Origin of the sequence: Pseudomonas sp. NFX224 (genome assembly GCF_048565165.1) — a bacterium.
GTDB lineage: Bacteria > Pseudomonadota > Gammaproteobacteria > Pseudomonadales > Pseudomonadaceae > Aquipseudomonas.
Genome location: NZ_CP183416.1, coordinates 6,154,218 through 6,172,733, shown reverse-complemented (window position 1 = coordinate 6,172,733; position 18,516 = coordinate 6,154,218). Strand labels below are relative to the sequence as shown.

The window sequence follows — 18,516 nt, the reverse complement described above, 5'->3', positions numbered from 1 at the left end:
ATTTCCCACAAACCGCCTGCAAAGGAATGCCTCCAGAAATGGATTTTTCACTCAAGCACCTGGCCGCGACCACTCTGATGCTCGCCAGCCTTTCGTCGTTCACCACCGTTGCCCACGCCAACATCACGCCACAACAGAGCGCGATCATCCTCAAGACCTTCAGTGATGCCTCGGTCACGGATTTCCGGCAATTCCTCGGGAGCCTGGCCAAGAGCGACATCGCCAAGGCTGGCGACCTCGGCCCGGCCATCAGCGCCTTCCTCGACAACAAGACGCTCACTGCCGTGCAACAAAACGAAATCCATCGCCTGCTGGGCCTCTACACGCGCGTGAAGTACGGCAGCGCGGCCACTGAAACCTTGAAGGAGCTGGTGGCCATCCCGACCATGCGCGTGGACGGCGTAGCCCAGCACGACAATCCCGAGTTCATCAAGATCGCCGAAAAGATCAAGGGCCTGGCCCAGGCGTTCAACCTGAACTTCCGCAACGTCGATAACCGCGTTTATGAAATTTCCCTGGAAGGTACTGGCGATGAAGTCGTGGGCATTCACGCCCATGCCGACGTGGTGCCGGTGACACCGGAGAACTGGGTATTGAAGGACGGCACCCGCCTCGATCCGTTCAAGGTCACCTTGATCGGCGACCGTATGTATGGCCGTGGCACCGAGGATGACAAAAACGGCATCGTGGTCGCGATGTACGCCATGAAAGTCATCAAGGAAGAGAAGTTGCCGCTGGCACGCAACTTCAAGCTGCTGGTCGACACCACCGAAGAAACCACGGGCGACGCCATCCCTTACTACTTCGAACGCAACCCGACGCCCAACTACAACCTGGCGCTGGATGGCGGCTACCCGGTGGTGATCGCCGAGAAAGGCTACGGCACCGTCATGGCCAGCTTCGCCAAGCGCGCTGGCGAAGGCAAAGGCGCGCAAATCACCTCGATGACCGGCGGCCTGGCCACCAACCAGATTCCGTCGACATCGGTCGCCACCCTGGTGACTGAAAAGCCCGCCGAACTGGCTGCGGCTTTGCAAAAGGCCGGCGCGGATTACGTCAAGCGCAATGGCGCTAACTTCGAGATCGCCGCCAAGGTCGACGGCAAGGACGTCAAGCTGACGGTCACCGGCGTTTCCGCCCACTCCTCCGAGCCCGAGTCCGGGGTCAACCCGGTGGCGCGGATGCTCGACTTCATCAATGGCCTCGACGGCAAGGTCGCGCTCAAGCACAACCAGATCACGGACGCCGCTCGTTACGCCGCTGACAACTGGGGCTTGGACTACCAGGGCAACAAACTGGGCGTTGGTTTTTCCGATGAGTTCATGGGCCCGCTGACCACTTCCCTGACCTATGTCGGCGTGGATGACAAAGCCTTCAAACTCGCGGTCAACCTGCGCGTGCCGAAGGGCAAGTCGCCGGATGCGCTGAAAGCGGAAATCGCCGGAAAACTGGACGCCTGGAGCAAGAAGAGCAAGATCGCACCGGCCTTCGATTACTCGATCGCCGAGCCGATGTACCGCAACCCCGAGGGTGAATGGGTCAAGGCCCTGCTCGCCGTGGCCAGCGAAAACCTCGGCATGGAACACACGTTCGGCACCTCCGCCGGCGCAACGTCCGTGCACGAATTGCCTAACGGCGTGCAATTCGGCCTGGCCATGCCTGACGTCAAATACACCGGCCACAACGACAACGAGTTCAAGACCACCGAGCAGTTCCTGCTGGACTTGCAGATCGTGACCGAAATGATGGGCCGTATCGGGCAGTTGCCGAAGCTTTGATTCACCTTTCGGACTCGCCGTTTTGGCGGGTCCACTTTTTCATTTCCATCCAGCAGTTGCCTTCCACGCCCTCTGTAGGCACGAGCCTGCTCGCGAAAAACCAGAGGGCACCGGGGCGAGTCTGGTTTAACGCGCCATCATTGCCCTTCTTCGCGAGCAAGCTCGCGCCTACAGTTACGAGTTCGCCGCTACTCAGGTGGATCGATCTGATCCAGTACCCGGTTCGCGGTGATTTCCGCCAGCATCACGCTGTTGGAAATGCCCAGCAGCGCATTGCGTGATTCACCGTCCAGGTGATCAACCAACTGATGGACCATCACATCCACTGAGGCCAGGGTCTCGACTAAATAAACGGCCAGGGTTTCGAGCGTCACCTCAGGGTCGACGGTGAAGAGGGTGCTGACGGTGCGCGGTGTGGCTTTGATATCGGCGGTCGAGGGGAAGTGAAAATCGAGGGCGCGTTCGGCGGCCTCGTTGAGTTTTTTTGAATCGGGTTCGTATGGGGAGGCAGGATCGGCGTCCGGCGGGTTGGGTGTGACTTTGAACATGGTTTTCTTTTTCTGTTGCAGTGCAGCCACTCCATCGCTGCTAAACGAGGGGTGGCAGCTGTACGCAGGTTAGCAGACCGGGGAAAAGAAGAAAGCCGGCGCGCCCGAAGGCGCCCTGCGTACAGCCACCATCAAATACAGGCATGGGAATACCTGTTTGACGGACACTCGCGCGGTCTTCTAATACCACGGGCTGCTAAACCCGATCACTGGGAATCAGTGACACGAATCAAGTTACCGATGGCCCCAAAAGCGCACAAGCCGGCGGATTCTGGCGTACCCGTAGGCAACGGCGCAAGGTCTTGTAGCTTGCAGGAAGTATCCTTAAACGCTTTTAAACAGCCGCTCTCGGCTCGGATGCCGATCTTCATTTATCAGGTAGGTGTTGAATGCCGCACCGTTCAGGCTGTCGTCGATGTCACCGTCAAACCAGGCCCCTTGATCCCCAATTCAGACCTCTGCCCCACCAGTGGCTTGAGCGCTGAGCCGTCTTCTGAACGGAAGTTGCCCTGCGGGGTAAAGATGTCCGAATAGCTGGCGTAGGCCGTCAGGTTTTCGTTCAAATCCAGCAACACGCCGGCAATCGGATTGGCCGATAACCACTCACTACCCGCCCCTGCCCTGGCCATTAAGGTGGCTTCTCTCTACGATCAAGAGACCACATACAGGGACCGCTTGAATAATCCCAAGCCACGCTCAATGAAGTCGCGAGGCAGCTAAATAGCCGCCCTCGGAAAACACTAGACTACGAAACACCCGCTGAACGATTTAGCCAATCTGTTGCGTCGACCGGTTGAGTCCACAGCCCGAAGCGGGCTTTCGTTTTTTCCGACGGCCGCAAAGGCCCGCATCACAGATTCGCCCACTGCGGACAGGCGCCCTCTCATTCAAGACTGCTGCGCCAATATCCTCACTCGATGACACTCAGACGGCCCAAGTGGTTGACCGCTTGAGGAAAGAACGGCGATGGGCATCAAAGGCTGACCGGTTGCATTGTCCAGCAGCACTGAGCGCGTCTCGTACGGCTCGAACAGATGGCGCTCTCCCCACTGCCTCATGCTGACCACAATCGGAAAGATCTCTCGGCCCTTTTCCGTGAGCACATATTCCTTGTAAGCGCTGCCATCCGACGCCGGAACGATATCGAGCACGCCGACCTCAACCAGCGTTTTCAGCCGCGATGCCAATATATTCTTGGCAACCCCCAAGCTCTTCTGAAATTCGCTGAAGCGGCGAATATCGTCAAATGCGTCGCGGATGATTAGCAGCGACCAGCGATCACCTATGGCTTCCAGCGTTCTTGCAACAGGGCATTCGTTGTTTTGTGGCGAATCGTTCTCAGCCATTTTTGTACCTTCTGAGTGTCGGTCAGCCAGATCGAATCGATAACCCGAGCGAATCTGGTTGCAATTTGAAACTACTCCGCGCGAGAATTCATTTCGGTTGCTAATTGAAACCAGTTTACTCACATGGAAGTCGTTATGACAGTTGAGACCGAATCACCGACTGACCGCTTGTACAGATCTGGTGCAACGCAGACACCTCCTGGCATCAGTCAAACGGGTAACGGGGGCCTTTCGTCTTCGCTCACCCTGCTGCTCTCTGTCACCTCTGCACTGGCGGTAGCCAACGTGTACTTCGCCCAGCCCTTACTTGACTCAATGGCCGAGAGCCTGGGCGTGGCGTCGGGAATGATTGGCGTCGTGGTCACGGCCACTCAGGCAGGTTACGCACTGGGTTTGCTACTCATTGTCCCGCTCGGCGATATCGTCAACCGCAAACGGATGATCCTGAGCCAGCTACTGCTGTCCGCCATTGCACTCGCGGCAGTCGGCACTGCTCAGGCGTGGCTGGTTCTGCTTGGCGCCATGATCGTTGTCGGATTGACGGCAGTCGTCGTCCAAGTCGTGGTGGCCCTTGCCGCTTCGCATGCAACGCCCTCACAACGCGGGCAGACCATCGGCACGGTCACCAGCGGCATTGTGCTGGGGATTCTTCTGGCACGCTTCACGTCCGGGCTGATCGCCGATCTGGCAGGCTGGCGTGCCGTTTACTTTCTGTCCTCGGGGCTGATACTGGTCCTCGCCACCGTGCTGTGGAAAATCGTTCCTCATACGGCGCCGTCACCATCGCGGGACTCGTATTTCGTTCTCATCCGGTCGCTATTCAAGCTGCTGCTCAGCGAACCTGTGTTGCAGGTCCGTGGCATGCTGGCCTTGCTGATTTTTGCCGCGTTTTCGGTCTTGTGGACGGCGATGGTTCTGCCGTTGAGTGCGCCGCCGCTGTCACTTTCACACTCCGCCATCGGCATGTTCGGGCTGGCAGGATTCGCTGGCGCCCTGGCTGCCAGGAGCGCCGGCCGTTGGGCCGATCAAGGGCTGGGGCAGCGAGTCACCGGCCTGGCGTTGAGCGTGCTGACACTTTCATGGTTGCCGATCAGTTTTGCGCAGACGTCCCTGATCACGCTTGTCTGTGGCGTAATCCTGCTCGACTTCGCCGTGCAAGCCGTCCATGTCACCAGCCAGAGCATGATTGTCGCCGCTCGCCCTGAAGCCCAAAGTCGCATGGTCGGCGTTTATATGTGCTTCTACTCAATAGGTAGCGCGCTGGGCGCGGTAGCGGCGACTCAGGCCTATGCGCGCGGGGGATGGTTGGCCGTCAGTCTGCTGGGTGCTTCGATCAGCGCTGCGGCCTTGGCTCTCTGGTTTTTTACAGCTCGTGTCTCTCACAACCATCAAGGAAGATTGCGTTGAAAATTCGTCACTTGTTGCTCGCCATCTCGATCACCGCCCTATGGGGCCTGAATTTCTCGGTCATCAAACGGGGACTCGCAACGGTCGATCCTTTCATTCTGGCGGGTATCCGCTTCACACTCTGCGCCCTTCCCGCGATTTTCTTCATTCCCAAACCTGATGTGCAGTGGCGCTACATCGTCGGTTATGGGCTGGTCTTCGGCATTGGACTGTGGGGTGTGGTCAATCTGGGCATCGCGTCCGGTCTGTCGCCAGGCATCGCCTCGTTGACGCTTCAGTTCAGCGCATTTTTCACCATCCTGCTGGGGTCCTGGATATTCAAGGAAGCGCTTTCCCGCTATCAGATCGCCGAAACTGGAATCGCTTTGTGTGGATTGTTCAGCATCATCTCCATTGTCGACGGCAGACCTTCGCGACAGGCAAAAAACGGCCCAGAAGCAAACGCTGAGCACCACCTATTTGCCTGAGGCCTATCACGCAGGTAGAATGCGAGTCATTATCAATTATGTACTCTCCGGGATGCCGATGCGCAGCGACGATACACTAGGCACTGCCGATCTAGGGCTGCTCTATCGCACCCACCACTCGTGGTTACACGGCTGGCTAAGCCGACGCATTGGATGTCGCGATAACGCAGCAGATCTGGCGCAAGACACGTTCGTACGCCTGCTCAAATCCCGTCAATCAAGTCCCTTGCGCGAACCCCGTGCCTATCTGAGCAGCATCGCCCGCGGGCTGATGATTGATCAGTATCGTCGTCGCGAACTCGAACGTGCCTACCTGGAGAGCGTCGCGCTGCTACCCCAACACGAGGTTCCCTCGGAAGAAAGCCGACTGCTGATTCTTGATACGCTCGAGCAGATAGATCGCATGCTCGACATGCTTAAACCGAGAGTTCGCCAGGCGTTTTTATTTGCCCGGCTCGACGGTTTGACCTGCCCGCAAATAGCCGAAAAACTGGGTGTTTCCCGTGCCACGGTAGAGCGCGACCTGGCCACGGCCCTGCAACACTGCTATCGCTTGCGTTATGTCGAGGCGTGAGTCGCAGGCGCTGGATCCGGCCGTTGTGGACCAGGCGATCCATTGGCAGGTGCGCCTTCGCTTCAATCAGGCCGATGAGCAAACACAGCGCACGTTTGAGCACTGGCTGCAGCAGCGCCCAGAGCATGTGTTGGCGTGGCACCGTGTGGAAACGCTTGGGGATGAGTTTGCGGGCATGCCAGCGCAATTGGCCCGACAAACCCTGAATGGCACCCACCGTGGCATGCGACGGCGGGAAAGCCTGAAGCTACTCGGCATAGTGGCCACTGTTGGCGCAGCCGCCTGGCTCGGCCGCGACTACACACCCGTGCCGGCCATGCTCGCGCAGCAGCGCAGTAGCACCGGCGAGCAGCGACGCGTCCAGCTCGATGATGGCAGCCTTATCCAGCTCAATAGCGACAGCGCTGTCGACAGCGATTTCGACGCACAGCGACGCCTGATCATTCTGCGGCGTGGCGAAATCATCGTGAATGTCGGCGCGGACGAACACTCGGCACAAACGCGCCCTTTCTGGGTACAAACACGCGACGGGGTCATGCGCGCCCAGAGTCCCCGCTTCCTGGCGCGGGAACGTGACGACGGCACTCTGCTCGCGGTTCAAGGAGGCACAGTCACGGTGTTTCCTGGGGGCGGTCAATCCCTGGCCGGTAGCGCTAGCAGCAGTGTCCAGGCCGCCAATCTGCTGCTGTTCACATCAAGCGGCGCCCATGAGTTCAAGGAAAACGGCCTTGACGTCTGGAGCTGGAGTGACGGGGTGATCAGCGCGCGCAATATGCGCCTGAGTGATTTTATTGTGGAGTTATCGCGCTACCGCCCCGGCGTATTGCGATGCGCCGAAGAGGTTGCTGACCGTCGGGTGTCCGGCACCTTCCAGCTCGCCGACAACGATCAGGTACTGGCATTGGTCGCGCAGTCGCTGCGCTTGCGCGTGGATTATCGAACCCGTTATTGGGTGACGTTGACCGCCGCCAGCTGAGTCCATTCGCACTTTTCTCTTATCTGAAAAATTAATGAGGTGGCTTCTCATTCTCGTTCGACTTGTAAGGAAGGCCGACATTACAGGCCAATCTGCCGATACCCTTCCATGGAGCGAGAAAATGAGTTCGTCCCCGGTTACACAGCGCCATCCATTGAGCCATGCCGTCCACGGTGTGATTCTGGGTTTGATCGTCAGCAGCTACGCCCTGCCGTCGCTGGCGCAATCTTCGAGCGCTGAACACCGCAACCAGGTCCAGCAGTGGAATATCGCTGCCGGCCCACTGGCACCGGCGCTTGACCGCTTTGCGCGCGAGGCTGGCATCAGTCTTTCCTTCGATGCCCCGAGCGTGGCGAACCGCACAACGGGAGGCGTGAACGGCACCTTCGATACGTCGACAGCACTGTCAACGTTGTTGCAGGGCAGCGAATTGCAGGTCGAGCAGCAAGGCCCGAACGCTTACCTGCTGACACCTCTACCAAAGCCTGCCGGCCCGCTCGAACTCGGCGCAACCGACATCGAGGACTACCGCCTCGCGCCCCTTATCATCAATGCCAAGGTCAAGGTTAATGCCGACGACGACACCCACTCGGTGGTTGCCAAGGAACTCTGGGTCGGCGGCAAAGTAGCCACCAGCATTCTCAACACGCCTGCCTCGGTGTCGGTTGTCACCAGCAAGGAAATGGAGCAACGCAGCGTCAGCACCACTGAAGAGGCGTTGCAATACACGCCGGGCGTGGTCAGCGACTTTTATGGTACGGACGACCGTAACGACTATTTCCAGATCCGCGGCTTCCAGGCCACCACCTACCGTGACGGCTTGACCCTGAGTTCGATGCGCGGCGTACGCGAAGATCCTTTCGCCTATGAGCGCATCGAAATTCTGCGTGGCGCCAACTCCACGCTGTTCGGTCCGGCGGACCCCGGTGGCTCGGTGAACTTCGTGACCAAACAGCCGCGCTTCGAGCAGTTTGGCCAGGGCTATGTGACCTACGGTTCCTTTGACCATGTCGAGACTGGCATCGATGTAGGCGATGCGCTGAACGACGAAAAAACCCTGGCCGGCCGCTTTACGGCCAAAGGGCAAAACAGCGACCGCGAGTACGATCACTCAAAGGACGACAACCAGTTGGTGATGGGTGGCCTCACTTGGGCACCCACGGACTACACGTCGGCCACGATGATTCTGGACTACCTGAAAACCGAAAGTTCGCCTAACAGTGGTGGCTATCCGCTGGACAAGGAATACGACCGCAGCAAATTTTTTGGTGAACCCAGCTACAACTTTCACGATGTCGAGCGCACCAGCCTCAGCGGCAACGTCACCCATGACTTCGACAACGGCTTCGTGCTGCGCAGCAACCTGCGTTACAGCAAGCTGACCGATGACTACGGCTACGTTTACCTGAGCGATAGCGCCTCGCGTGTCGGCACTACGGTGCCCCGCTATCTGCTGGGGACGGACAGCGATGCCGACCAGTTCAACGGCAACCTGATGCTGCAATACGATGCCCGTTTCGAGAACATCGACAGCAGCACCCTGGTGGGCGTGGAATATCTCGACTCGTCGACCAAAGAAAGCTCCGTGTACGACCTGGCGTCCTCAATCGACATCGCCAACCCGGTGTTCACTGGCGTTTCAAGCGCACTCACGCCATATACCGCGAAAAAAAGCGACGCGACAACCAAGGCGGTATTCCTCCAGCAGAACCTGTCGTTCTACGAGCGTTTCATCGTCACCGGTGGTGTGCGCAACGACTCTATGGACCTGTCCAGCAAGGGCTACAACCAGTTCTCCAGCCCGGTGCAATTTGATGATAACGACAGCTTTTCCGAAACCTCCTACCGCGGTGCGTTGACCTATATCGTCAACGATGAGGTTTCCACCTATGTGAGCATGGTGGAGTCCGTCTCGCCCCCGCAGGTTGGCGTTACACCGCAAACGGGCCGGCAGTACGAAGTGGGCGTGAAGTATTCGCCCATGGCGATGGATGCGCTGTTCTCGGCAGCCGTTTATGACCTGACCCAGGAAAACGTCACCATCGCCGTGGTACTGCCGAGCGGCATCATTGAGCAGCAGACGGTGGGCGAGTCGCGGGTGCGCGGCCTCGACCTGGAAGCCAAAGCGCAAGTGACGCAGAACCTCAGCCTGATTGGCGGCTACTCCTACATGGAGTCCGAGGTCCTGCGCGGTACGTTGTTTGACGGCAGCTCCCTCAAGGGTAATGAGTTCACCACGGCACCGAAGCATTCCGCTTCGCTGTGGAGTTACTACAGCTTGCCCGGCACTGACGTGAGCGTTGGCCTGGGCGCGCGCTACGTCGGTGCCTATTACATGAATGCTGCCAACACCGACAAAAGCGATGGCACCACGTTGTTCGACGCCGCCTTCAATTACCAGATTGCCAAGGGCACCGACCTTGCCGTGAATGTCAGCAACCTGCTGGATGAGCAACACGTGGTCGGTTCCGGCACGGCAAACTATTACAACCCGGGTCGCGAGATTACCGCCAAACTGAGTTACAACTGGTAAGCCCGTAGGTAAGCCTTTATCCCACACAGGAAGTGGTGCCCGCTGTACAGCGGGCACCACTTCCTGGCCATCAATCGGCGCAGACTGTTTTACACGTTAACCAGGCACCCCAGAACAGGCTGCTGAAAAAACGGGTAGCGTCCCCAAAACCCGCATCATGCAAAAGCTTCTGAACAGCCGCCTCGGAATGTGGAGGGTCAGCGCCCTGAAGAATTTTCCCAAATTTTACCTTCACTTCATCGGGGCTGGCTCCGTGCTGCCGCCAGCGTTGCCCCCACGCAGCGAGAAGTAACGGCTGGCTGGCATAGGCGTATTGATTGCCGGCGACAATCAGCGGAGCCCCCGGTTTCAGACGAGTCCGAATGGATCGCAGAATCTCTCCCTTGGTATCATTGCCATCCAGATGGTGAAGTACGCCGATCTACGTGGCGGCGTCGTAGCACTCATCTGCCGCCATGTCGTCAACGTGCCCCAGATGCAGGTCCGTTCTTTCAAGCAGGTTGTTTACGGCTAACTGTTGTTTCGCGGTTTCAAGCATCGGCTCGGATGGATCAACGGCGGTGAAGCGCCAGCCCGGCTCAAGCCTCGCCATCGCGATGATCTCCTGCGCCGTGCCGCCAGCGCCGACGACCAGTATTTTTGCCGTGCCCCTATTTCCAAGACTTGCCGCCATCATGCAGGCCGCCAAGTCATGACAGGCGTCATAACCTGCCAGTGCAATTCGGCTCTGTCGTCCGTACTCATTAGCCCGTGTGTTATCGAACTTTTCAGCTGAATCAAGTGGTGTTTTCAAGGCGGTTCTCCATGTCCTTGAATCAACTTAGGTCATAAAGAACGATAATAAAAATTCATTAATTTTATGCACGGCATTCCTGACAGGAATGCCGAAGCACTCAGGCACCTCCAGGCGACAGTCAGCGATGGGTCGATTTCAGAGCCTCACGACGGGCAGCAATCGGCCAGCGGTCACACGACAGCACCGTGGACGAAATGCCCTTTCACCCTCGCCCTGGATCGGGCCTCCCCTCCGCAAGCGCTACAGACGCGAAGTTCGCCGCGGGATGCCAGATCCGTGCGCCGGACCGATGCGGATAACGCATCGTGCGAGCAATCCGGCCGACACCTCTTCGGGAACGCCGGCAGCCCGTACGTCAACGCAAGTTCCAAGGCTGGATACAAGGGGTATAACTGTCAGTACAACAGGCGGGCCAGGCGCCCTCCTCCAGCCTGATCGGCGCCCGCGGCGCGGAGCGATGTGATGAGTTCCAAAGCATGGCGATGGGCTCGCAAGAGCCTTCACGGCGGCATCGGGCTGACCTTTCTGGTCGCGCCGCTGTGCGCCAGCGCCATGTTCAAATGCCAGGACAGTGACGGTGCCATCAGCTACAACCGCCAGGCCATCGCCAGCGCCCGCTGCACTCGCGTGAATGGCATGGCGGGTGCGGGTGCCGATGTCGGTGCCAAGGCTACGGCCCTGCCACGGCTTGTGCAGGGCGACGACTCAGGCGCGATGCGGATTAGGGTGTTCACCTTCATGCACAAGGGTGTTCGTCAATATGTGAGCCGGCGCCCCGTCGGGATCTCCGCACGGGTCGATGTGCTTGAAGTGTATTACATCAAGGGCTGCTATCTGTGCACGGCGCCGAAGGATTTCAAGGTCGCCTCGCTGCGCCTGGACACCCGCTCCTATCAGCGCGAGATCGAGGCCGCTTCGGGTCAGTATGGGGTCGACCGGGCGCTGGTGCGCGCAGTGATCCATGCCGAATCGGCGTTTCACCCCAACGCCATTTCCGACGCCGGCGCCCAGGGGCTGATGCAGTTGATGCCCGCCACCGCCGAGCGCTTCGCCGTGGGCGATCCGTTCGACGCACGACAGAACATTCGTGGCGGCGTGCGTTACCTGGCCTGGCTGCTCAAGCGCTTCAACGGCAACCAGATGCTCGCGCTGGCAGGTTACAACGCCGGCGAAGCGTCCGTGGACGAGTACAACGGGGTGCCGCCCTACGCCGAGACGCAATCCTACGTCACCCTCGTGCAGTCCTTGACCGAACGCTATCGCAACCATCGCTAGTACCGCAGGGCGCATAGCCTGCAATAGCCAATACGCCGGCCCCTGCGTGATGGGCGCAAACCAGCCAGTCCTGGTGATCCCGTCTACCTTCACGCCCTTCCCCACCGCGACCGACAGGTCTCACTTGATTCTGAAGTGAAAGGTGTTGCGCACCGACGGCACTGCGACGGCCACACCATCGACGATGCGCGGCTGGTATCGGAAGGTTTGCGCGGCCGCCAGCGACGGACGGATGAACAAGGGGTGACACCCGTCCAGCACTTTGGGGTTTTCGATCTGGCCCTGCGGGTTGACGGTGTATTCGACGGAACAGTCGCCCTCGATATTTTTATCCAGCGCACGTGCCGGATACTCTGGTGCTTCCTTGCTCAGTGGCAGGTACTGACGGCTGTCCGCTGCGGCTTGCAGACGGGCGCGCTCGGTGCTCAGTCGGGACTGCTCCGCCTGTTGTGCTTGTTGTTGCGCCTGGCGCTGTCGTTCAGCGTCTTGCTCGCGCACTCGAGAGGTCTGTTGCTGGCGTTGCTGCTCGGCCTGTTGTTCGCGCTGGCGTTCTTCGACCCGTTTGCGCGCCAGGGCAGCCTGCTCGATCTTGCGTGCCTGAATCTGCGGGTCGATCAGCGGCTTGGTCTGCTCCACCGGCACACTCGGTGTCACGGCTGCTGCAGCCGCGACCACGGGCATGGGGGCTGGTTCTGACGCAGGCGGCTGGACCGTCGGCGCCAACATCACCCACTGCGTGATCATGGCTTTCGCTGGTTTTACCGCAGGCATTTCGGGGGTCCAGTTGTTGATCAACAACAGCACAACGACGCCATGCAGCGCCACCGCCAGACCCGCCGCAAAGCTGTGCTGCCATAAGTCGCTGCGCTTCATCGAGGTCCATCTCCCGGTCGCCAGCGGTGCAGTGTCGTGCAGGATCATCGTGGTCATTGCGGGGCCTCGGTCACCAGCCCGAGATTGCTGACGCCGCTCTGTTGCAACGCCGCCATGGCGGCCACGACACTGCCGTAACCCGCGTCGTTGTCCGCTCGGATATACACCTGCGTTTCCTGTCGCCGGGTGATGATCTGCTCGACCTTGGCGCGCAGTTCATCAAGGCCCACGGCGCTGTCGGTCTGGTGCTCGGTGTCGAGCTCACCGCCGAGGTTCCAGTAATAGCCGCCCTCGGCGTTCACCGACAGCGTGAGGATCTGCTGGCGCGTATCGTTGGCCAAGGCCTCACTGGCGACCTTGGGCAGCTCGATTTTCACGCCTTGGGTCAGCATCGGCGCGGTCACCATGAAGATCACCAACAGCACCAGCATCACGTCGATGTAAGGCACTACGTTCATCTCGGCCTTCGGCCCATGCTTGCGTTGCGGCCTGACTAGCATCTTGCCTCTCCTTGAAGTCCGTTCAGGCCGCTGCGGCCAGGTTCAACGGCGCGCCGTGCAACGTGCGGTGCAGGCGCACTTGCAGCTCATTGCCGAAGGCGTAATAACGCGTAAGCAGTGTCTGGCTGCGCGCCGCGAAGCGGTTGTAGGCGATCACTGCCGGGATCGCCGCGAACAGGCCAATCGCCGTAGCAATCAATGCCTCGGCGATGCCGGGCGCGACTGTCGAGAGCGTCGCCTGCTGCACCTGCGACAGGCCGATGAACGAATTCATGATCCCCCACACCGTGCCGAACAGGCCGATGTAAGGACTCACGGAGCCGACCGTGGCGAGGAATTGCAGACCCTTTTCCAGGCGCACTTCTTCTTCGCTGATGGCGACGTACAGCGCCCGCTCGACGCCCTCCTGCACCACGTCGGCGTGGTGAACGGCTTGCTGTTTCAGGTGGCAAAACTCTTGAAAACCTGCGCGAAAAACAGCTTCGATCCCGGCCTCCACATCCTTGACCTGTGCCGTTTCACGAAGCAACGGCAGCAACTCCGGTGCACGGCGAAAGCGCTGCATGAAGCTGTTCAACCCGCGCTCGCGGCGGTGCAGCACACGGCTGCGCTGGATGATCAGGTACCAGCTGAGCAACGAGGCCAGCAACAGCGTGAGCATCACGGCTTTGACCAATAGGCTGGCGTCGCTGATCAGCCCCCAGATCGTCATGTGTTCGAGCGTAGCCTGCATGGTGAACTCCTTGTGGGTTGCGGCGCGACCGTTGATGCACAACGGTCGCGAGGCTATTCGATGGAAATTTGATGACCGAGTGATGACGGTCCGGATCAGGGCAGCTTCAGGGCTTGGGCGACCTCGGCCCAAGGCACGAATTTAAAGTTCTGGGCTTGCTCCGGCATGCGTTTGCGGCCGTCCTGAACCACCAACATGCCGTGACTCCAGGGCCCACCGAGGTTGACTGAGGTCACCTCCAGACCATCGGTTTCCGACGCGCCATCGATGCCCGCTGCCGCGTTCAAACCGACCCGGAACGCGCCGTGACTGGCGAACGGCGGCTCAGCGTCGAGCACCAGGTAGCTGTCGTTGCCCTGGCTGGACACCACCAGATAGTCCCGCCCCGCGCTTTGATACAGCGCCAGGCCTTCGACATCCGCCTGCAACTGCGCGCCGACCTTGATCACGCTGGTCAAAGTCGCCGGTTGATCGGCGCGCGCGTCCACGGCCCAGACCCCGACATCCTCTTCACCGAGAAACAGTCGTTGGCGCTGGTCGTCGGCGACACAGCCTTCCGGCTGGCTGTCGACCTTGAACTGGCGCACCAACTCACCCTGGGCCCGGCCATTCACCGCACTGAGTCGGTATTGCAGGAAGGTGCCGTCCTTGTCGTTGACAATCGCGTAGATCTCACCGCTGGCCGGTTGAAACAGGCAGATGCCGTAGATGTCTTTGAGCGGCGTGGCCACCTCGCCGATATCGCCCAGCTCGCCGCTGCTTCGGTCAATGGTGAACAGGCTGAGGCTGTTGTGATCGCGGTGACTGGCCACCGCCAGGTCCACTGTTTGCTCGCCGAGCTTGAAGTTCGTTCGTACATCGACGTTGTTCAAACGCCCGACGGGCAACTCCTGGAGCAGTTTGCCTTGCAGGTCATACACCAACAGTCCCTGTTTTTTATTGGTGCCCAGCACACGGCTCAGGGACGGTTGTTGCGGATGAATCCAGATCGCCGGATCGTCCGCAGCATCACCCTGACGGGCCACCGGATCGGTCTGAGCACTCGCTGCCACACTCGGCAACGCCGGCGCCAGCGGAGCCGGTTTGGCTTGCCAGTCGATCTGGCCCTGGTACACACGCCCGTCGGCATCGTCGCGAATCAACACCTGCAAACCTTTGTCGGTGTTACGCAGGGCGAGGCTTTCCGGTTCCTTGAGACCGGGTAATGGCAAGGTTGCCTGGGCCGTCCAGCGTTCGCCCTGCTGCTGGTACAGGTGCAGTTGCGCCGCTTTCGGGTCGAGCCCGACGACGCCACCGGGGACCAACGCCAGCGCACCGGCAGCGCCTTTGATATCGCCAAAGGGGTCACGCATCGCCACGGGCGTGCGGGTCACATCGGCTTCTGCGTGAGCCGGGTACGCCCACCAACCGACGTTTTCTTCGTTGACGACCAGTTGGTGCGCAGCGTCATCGACCTGACAAAACTGTGCCGACGGCGGCAACGGCACAGTGCGGACCTTTTGTGCCACGGCGTTCAGAACGTTGCCGTTGCCCAGCAGCCATTGCTCACCCTTGCCCTCCTCACCCACCAGAAATACAAACAGGTTGCTGGCGTCGTCGCGGTACAGGCACAGGCCATTCACCCCGAAGTCTCGCGTCGGCAAGTACAGCGGCGTGCCCCACGTGCGCCTGGCCGAATCGAGGCCGACCACCAATGCTTGCTGGCGACGGGTGTCGAGGCTGGCGACAAACACCTGCTGCGCGGTGGCGCGGCTGTCGAGGCTGCTGAATGAGCCCTTCATGCGTGCCAGTTCGGCGCCTTTGGCATCCAGCAGCAGCAAGCCATCACGGGGGCTGACCGCCAGACGTTGATCGGCGGACAGGAACGCCAGTTCCTCGACCTTGAGGGTCGGCGCCCAAGGTGTGAGCGTCAGGCCAGGCGTCGCCGCCAGGGTCTGGTCAGCGGCCAGGCTTATCATCGCAGCCAGCAGCCACTGTGTGTGTCGCAAAGAAATAGTCATGAACAGGCAAAGTCCTTGTCGTGCATCCATCGCGACAGCAGCACCGGGCTGCCGTCCCGGCGTTTAGAAATGGGTGAAAGTCAGGCCGAGCTTGTAGGTCGGGCCGTACTCTTCGTATTGGCCGTTGTAGGAGCGGTGGCCGGTGTAGACGAAGTACGACTCGTCGGTGAGGTTTTGCGCCTCGAAGCTCACTTGCAGGTTTTTCGTCAGCGAGTAGCGCGCACTGAAATCCACGAAGGTCTGGGAATCGACGTGCAGGTCGTGGGCCTTGTCGTTGATCGGGGCCAACTCGTAGAGGTAGTCCGACTTGTAGTTGGCCGACAGGCGCAGGCTGATTTTGTCGTTTTCCCAACCGAGCATCAGGTTGCCGACCGTGTCCGACTGGTTCGGCAGATCGATGCTGCGTTTGAGGTTCGTACCACTGGCGGCGTCGAAGCCCTTGATCTCGGCGTCGGAACGACTGAAGGTGGCGTTAGCCCCGACCAGCAAGCCGTTCCAGGGCGCCGGCAGCCAGTCGAACTGCTGCGAATAAGCCAGTTCCAGCCCGTACAGTTTTGCGCTGTCACCGTTGGCGAAGGTGTGGGCTTCGGCAAAGTCCACCCAGGCGCCGGTGCCTGCCAGATCGGTGTTGTAGACGAAGTTCTTGATGTCCTTGTAGAACACGAAGGCCGAAACCGTGCCCGCACGTCCCATGAAGTGCTCGATACCGAGGTCAAGGTTGCTCGACTCCAGCGGATTGAGATCAGGATTGCCAAACGTCGCCTCGTCGCCGTCGATGACAAAGCCCGGCGCCAATTGACCGAAGGTCGGGCGCACCACGGTCTTGGTCCAGGCCGCGCGCAACTGAGTGTTCTTGTCCAGTTGGTAACGCGCATGCAAGCCCGGCAACCAGTGGTGATATTTACGCTTGGTGTCGGTGGCCTCGAACTCGCCATCGTTGACGCCGGTGCCTTTGGCATCGAACTCGGTGCCCTCGTAGCGCAAACCGGCAATGAACCGCCAGTCGTCGATGTCGAAGGTGTTCATCAGGTAACCGGCGTTGATGTCCTCGCTCATCTTGAAATCGTTGACCGCCGATTCCACAGGATCGTAGAAATCGTCCCGGTCCAGCCCGCCGATCAACTGCTTGATCGCACTGCCACTGATGCCCGGCCCGAACTCGCCGAGGCGGTAATCCACCGAGCCTTTGCGGAACTGGTTGAGGTTGAGCTGTTCATCGTTGAACCCCAGGTCGTCGAAGTCTTCGTAGACCCAGGCGTCGAGGTCGTTGTCCTTGTTGCGTCGGCTGACCTTGCCGCCGAACTTGACCTGCGCGGCGTACCCGTTGAAGTCGTAATCTCGGGCCAGGTTCAGGCTCAGGTTTTTCTCGGTGTCGGTGGTGTTCTGTTTTTCCCAGTCAACTTTATCGAGGGTGAAATTGTTCGGGTCGTAGAAACCTTGCCCAATGATTGGCCGTGGCTTGTCGTTGCTATAAAAGCCGCTGTCGGTGAAATCGTCATTGGCATCGAACGCGGCGTTGGCGATGTGGCCGGGGCTATCTTCACTGGAGCGGCTGTAACCGGCCTGCCCGCTGAGAGTCCAAAGACCGAACAGGCGCTCACCGCCCAACACGTAGGACTGAATTTCCTGGGTTTCTTCACGCTGCTTGAGCTTGCGCTTGCCTTGCGCATCGCCCAATTCACCGGCCGCCTGCGGGTCGGCAAACTCGATGCTGGTGGAGTTGCGGGTCTCGCTGTCCTTGTAACGGCTGTACAGGGTGCGCAGGTAATAGCTGCTCAGGTCATCGGGCTTGTAGTCAAAGTTCAGGCCGCCGCCGGCGCGTTCCCGGCTGATGTCGTAGTCGCGCTGCTCGAACTCTTCCAGGCGGGCACCGCGCTGGAAATCCCAGGCACCGCCGGTTTCGACGTTGTCCGAACCGAAGTCGCGCTTCTGCCAGCTCAGGGCTGCCGCCACGCCGAAGTTATCGATACCGTCGCCCAGGCTGAAACGGTCGCTGGCCGCGCCGGAGAATTTCGGGCTGGTCTGGTGGGTGTTCTTGTCGTAACTGGCTTCACTGCTGCCGGTGTAAAACAGACCCGCGTGATCGAAGGCCGACAGGCTGCGAACATCGACCGTACCGCCCAGGGAGTTGGCGTCCATGTCCGGCGTCAGGGTCTTGATTACCGACAGCGATTGCACCAGCTCCGAAGGCAACACATCGAGGGCCACGGCGCGCCGTTCACTTTCCGGCGAAGGCACCAGCGTGCCGTTGATGGTGACGCTGTTCAGGTCCGGGCCCAAGCCACGCACGCTGACAAACCGCCCTTCGCCCTGATCACGCTCGACACTGACCCCCGGCAGGCGCTGCGCCGCTTCGGCGACGTTCTCGTCGGGTAGCTGCGCCATGCCATCGGCATGCACCACACTTTCGATGTTGTCCGAGCGGCGCTGCTCCTTGAGCGCCGAATTGATGCTCGCCGCCTGACCGACCACTTCGACATGCTCGACATTGGCCGTGGCGTCTGCGGCGCTCAACCGTTCACTGACCAACCCCATGGTCAACGCCGTGAGCGTGAAACTGAAGATTGTGCCGGTGCCGCGGCGTGGATGACTGCTGCGCTGGTACATGAAAGCCCTCCCCAAAGAATCCCTTAACGCCAGGCAAGTGGCCCGGCAAGTGGGAGGGCAAGCTAGGCACGGGGCGTGACGGTTCTGTGACAGCACCGGGCGA

Annotated in this window: 13 protein-coding genes and 3 pseudogenes; 7 read left to right on the top strand and 9 right to left on the bottom strand. The window is 60.0% G+C overall.

All coding sequences use genetic code 11. The features are described from left to right. Positions 1-38 precede the first annotated feature (38 nt). A complete protein-coding gene (locus ACNYC6_RS28300; RefSeq protein WP_419710188.1) occupies positions 39-1,778 on the top strand; it encodes a dipeptidase in 1,740 nt (579 codons plus the stop codon). Between the two features lie 188 nt (positions 1,779-1,966). On the opposite strand, the gene ACNYC6_RS28295 is transcribed toward ACNYC6_RS28300, so the two are convergent. The 3 genes and pseudogenes from ACNYC6_RS28295 to ACNYC6_RS28285 form a co-directional block, all read right to left on the bottom strand. Further along, the gene (locus ACNYC6_RS28295) at positions 1,967-2,326 is read right to left on the bottom strand and encodes a DUF6124 family protein (RefSeq protein WP_419710187.1); all 360 of its coding nucleotides are present in this window, start codon (positions 2,324-2,326) and stop codon (positions 1,967-1,969) included. Positions 2,327-2,725: 399 nt separating this feature from the next. Next, positions 2,726-2,913 (bottom strand): annotated as a pseudogene (locus ACNYC6_RS28290) (hypothetical protein); the annotation flags it as partial. Between the two features lie 300 nt (positions 2,914-3,213). Continuing rightward, positions 3,214-3,672, bottom strand: a complete 459-nt coding sequence (locus ACNYC6_RS28285) for a winged helix-turn-helix transcriptional regulator (RefSeq protein ID WP_419710186.1) — start codon at positions 3,670-3,672, stop codon at positions 3,214-3,216. 135 nt (positions 3,673-3,807) lie between these two features. Here ACNYC6_RS28285 and ACNYC6_RS28280 point away from each other — a divergent pair, with 135 nt between their 5' ends. The 5 genes and pseudogenes from ACNYC6_RS28280 to ACNYC6_RS28260 all read left to right on the top strand — a co-directional run bounded on the left by ACNYC6_RS28280 (position 3,808) and on the right by ACNYC6_RS28260 (position 9,629). Then, positions 3,808-5,079, top strand: coding sequence for an MFS transporter (locus ACNYC6_RS28280; RefSeq protein ID WP_419710185.1), 1,272 nt, complete (start codon positions 3,808-3,810; stop codon positions 5,077-5,079). Continuing rightward, positions 5,076-5,492 (top strand): annotated as a pseudogene (locus tag ACNYC6_RS28275) (EamA family transporter); the annotation flags it as partial. The gene ACNYC6_RS28280 and the pseudogene ACNYC6_RS28275, both read left to right, overlap by 4 nt. Before the next feature lie 112 nt (positions 5,493-5,604). Continuing rightward, positions 5,605-6,120 carry a sigma-70 family RNA polymerase sigma factor gene (locus ACNYC6_RS28270; protein ID WP_419710184.1) on the top strand — a complete coding sequence of 172 codons (516 nt, stop codon included), beginning with the start codon at positions 5,605-5,607 and terminating at the stop codon, positions 6,118-6,120. Then, positions 6,107-7,096 (top strand): FecR domain-containing protein, encoded by a 990-nt coding sequence (locus ACNYC6_RS28265; RefSeq protein WP_419710183.1) that lies wholly within the window; start codon positions 6,107-6,109, stop codon positions 7,094-7,096. Before ACNYC6_RS28270 ends, ACNYC6_RS28265 begins: the two co-directional genes overlap by 14 nt. A gap of 121 nt (positions 7,097-7,217) precedes the next feature. After that, positions 7,218-9,629 (top strand): TonB-dependent siderophore receptor, encoded by a 2,412-nt coding sequence (locus tag ACNYC6_RS28260; RefSeq protein ID WP_419710182.1) that lies wholly within the window; start codon positions 7,218-7,220, stop codon positions 9,627-9,629. A 70-nt stretch (positions 9,630-9,699) separates the two neighbouring features. Here the strand turns inward: ACNYC6_RS28260 and ACNYC6_RS28255 are convergent. Further along, a pseudogene (locus ACNYC6_RS28255) lies at positions 9,700-10,305 on the bottom strand (SAM-dependent methyltransferase). A gap of 582 nt (positions 10,306-10,887) precedes the next feature. On the opposite strand from ACNYC6_RS28255, the gene ACNYC6_RS28250 reads away from it, so the two are divergent. After that, a complete protein-coding gene (locus ACNYC6_RS28250) occupies positions 10,888-11,700 on the top strand; it encodes a lytic transglycosylase domain-containing protein (RefSeq protein ID WP_419710181.1) in 813 nt (270 codons plus the stop codon). Between the two features lie 120 nt (positions 11,701-11,820). Here ACNYC6_RS28250 and ACNYC6_RS28245 read toward each other — a convergent pair whose 3' ends face one another. The 5 genes from ACNYC6_RS28245 to ACNYC6_RS28225 all read right to left on the bottom strand — a co-directional run bounded on the left by ACNYC6_RS28245 (position 11,821) and on the right by ACNYC6_RS28225 (position 18,413). Continuing rightward, on the bottom strand, positions 11,821-12,630 hold the full coding sequence (locus ACNYC6_RS28245) for an energy transducer TonB (protein ID WP_419710180.1): 810 nt from the start codon (positions 12,628-12,630) through the stop codon (positions 11,821-11,823). After that, the gene (tolR, locus tag ACNYC6_RS28240; protein WP_419710179.1) at positions 12,627-13,073 is read right to left on the bottom strand and encodes a protein TolR; all 447 of its coding nucleotides are present in this window, start codon (positions 13,071-13,073) and stop codon (positions 12,627-12,629) included. The genes ACNYC6_RS28245 and tolR overlap by 4 nt, the downstream gene beginning before the upstream one ends. 22 nt (positions 13,074-13,095) lie before the next feature. Beyond that, positions 13,096-13,806, bottom strand: a complete 711-nt coding sequence (gene tolQ / locus ACNYC6_RS28235; RefSeq protein ID WP_419710178.1) for a protein TolQ — start codon at positions 13,804-13,806, stop codon at positions 13,096-13,098. A 95-nt stretch (positions 13,807-13,901) separates the two neighbouring features. Further along, the gene (locus tag ACNYC6_RS28230; protein WP_419713028.1) at positions 13,902-15,764 is read right to left on the bottom strand and encodes a phytase; all 1,863 of its coding nucleotides are present in this window, start codon (positions 15,762-15,764) and stop codon (positions 13,902-13,904) included. A 105-nt stretch (positions 15,765-15,869) separates the two neighbouring features. Further along, on the bottom strand, positions 15,870-18,413 hold the full coding sequence (locus ACNYC6_RS28225; protein ID WP_419710177.1) for a TonB-dependent receptor: 2,544 nt from the start codon (positions 18,411-18,413) through the stop codon (positions 15,870-15,872). Positions 18,414-18,516: the final 103 nt, after the last annotated feature.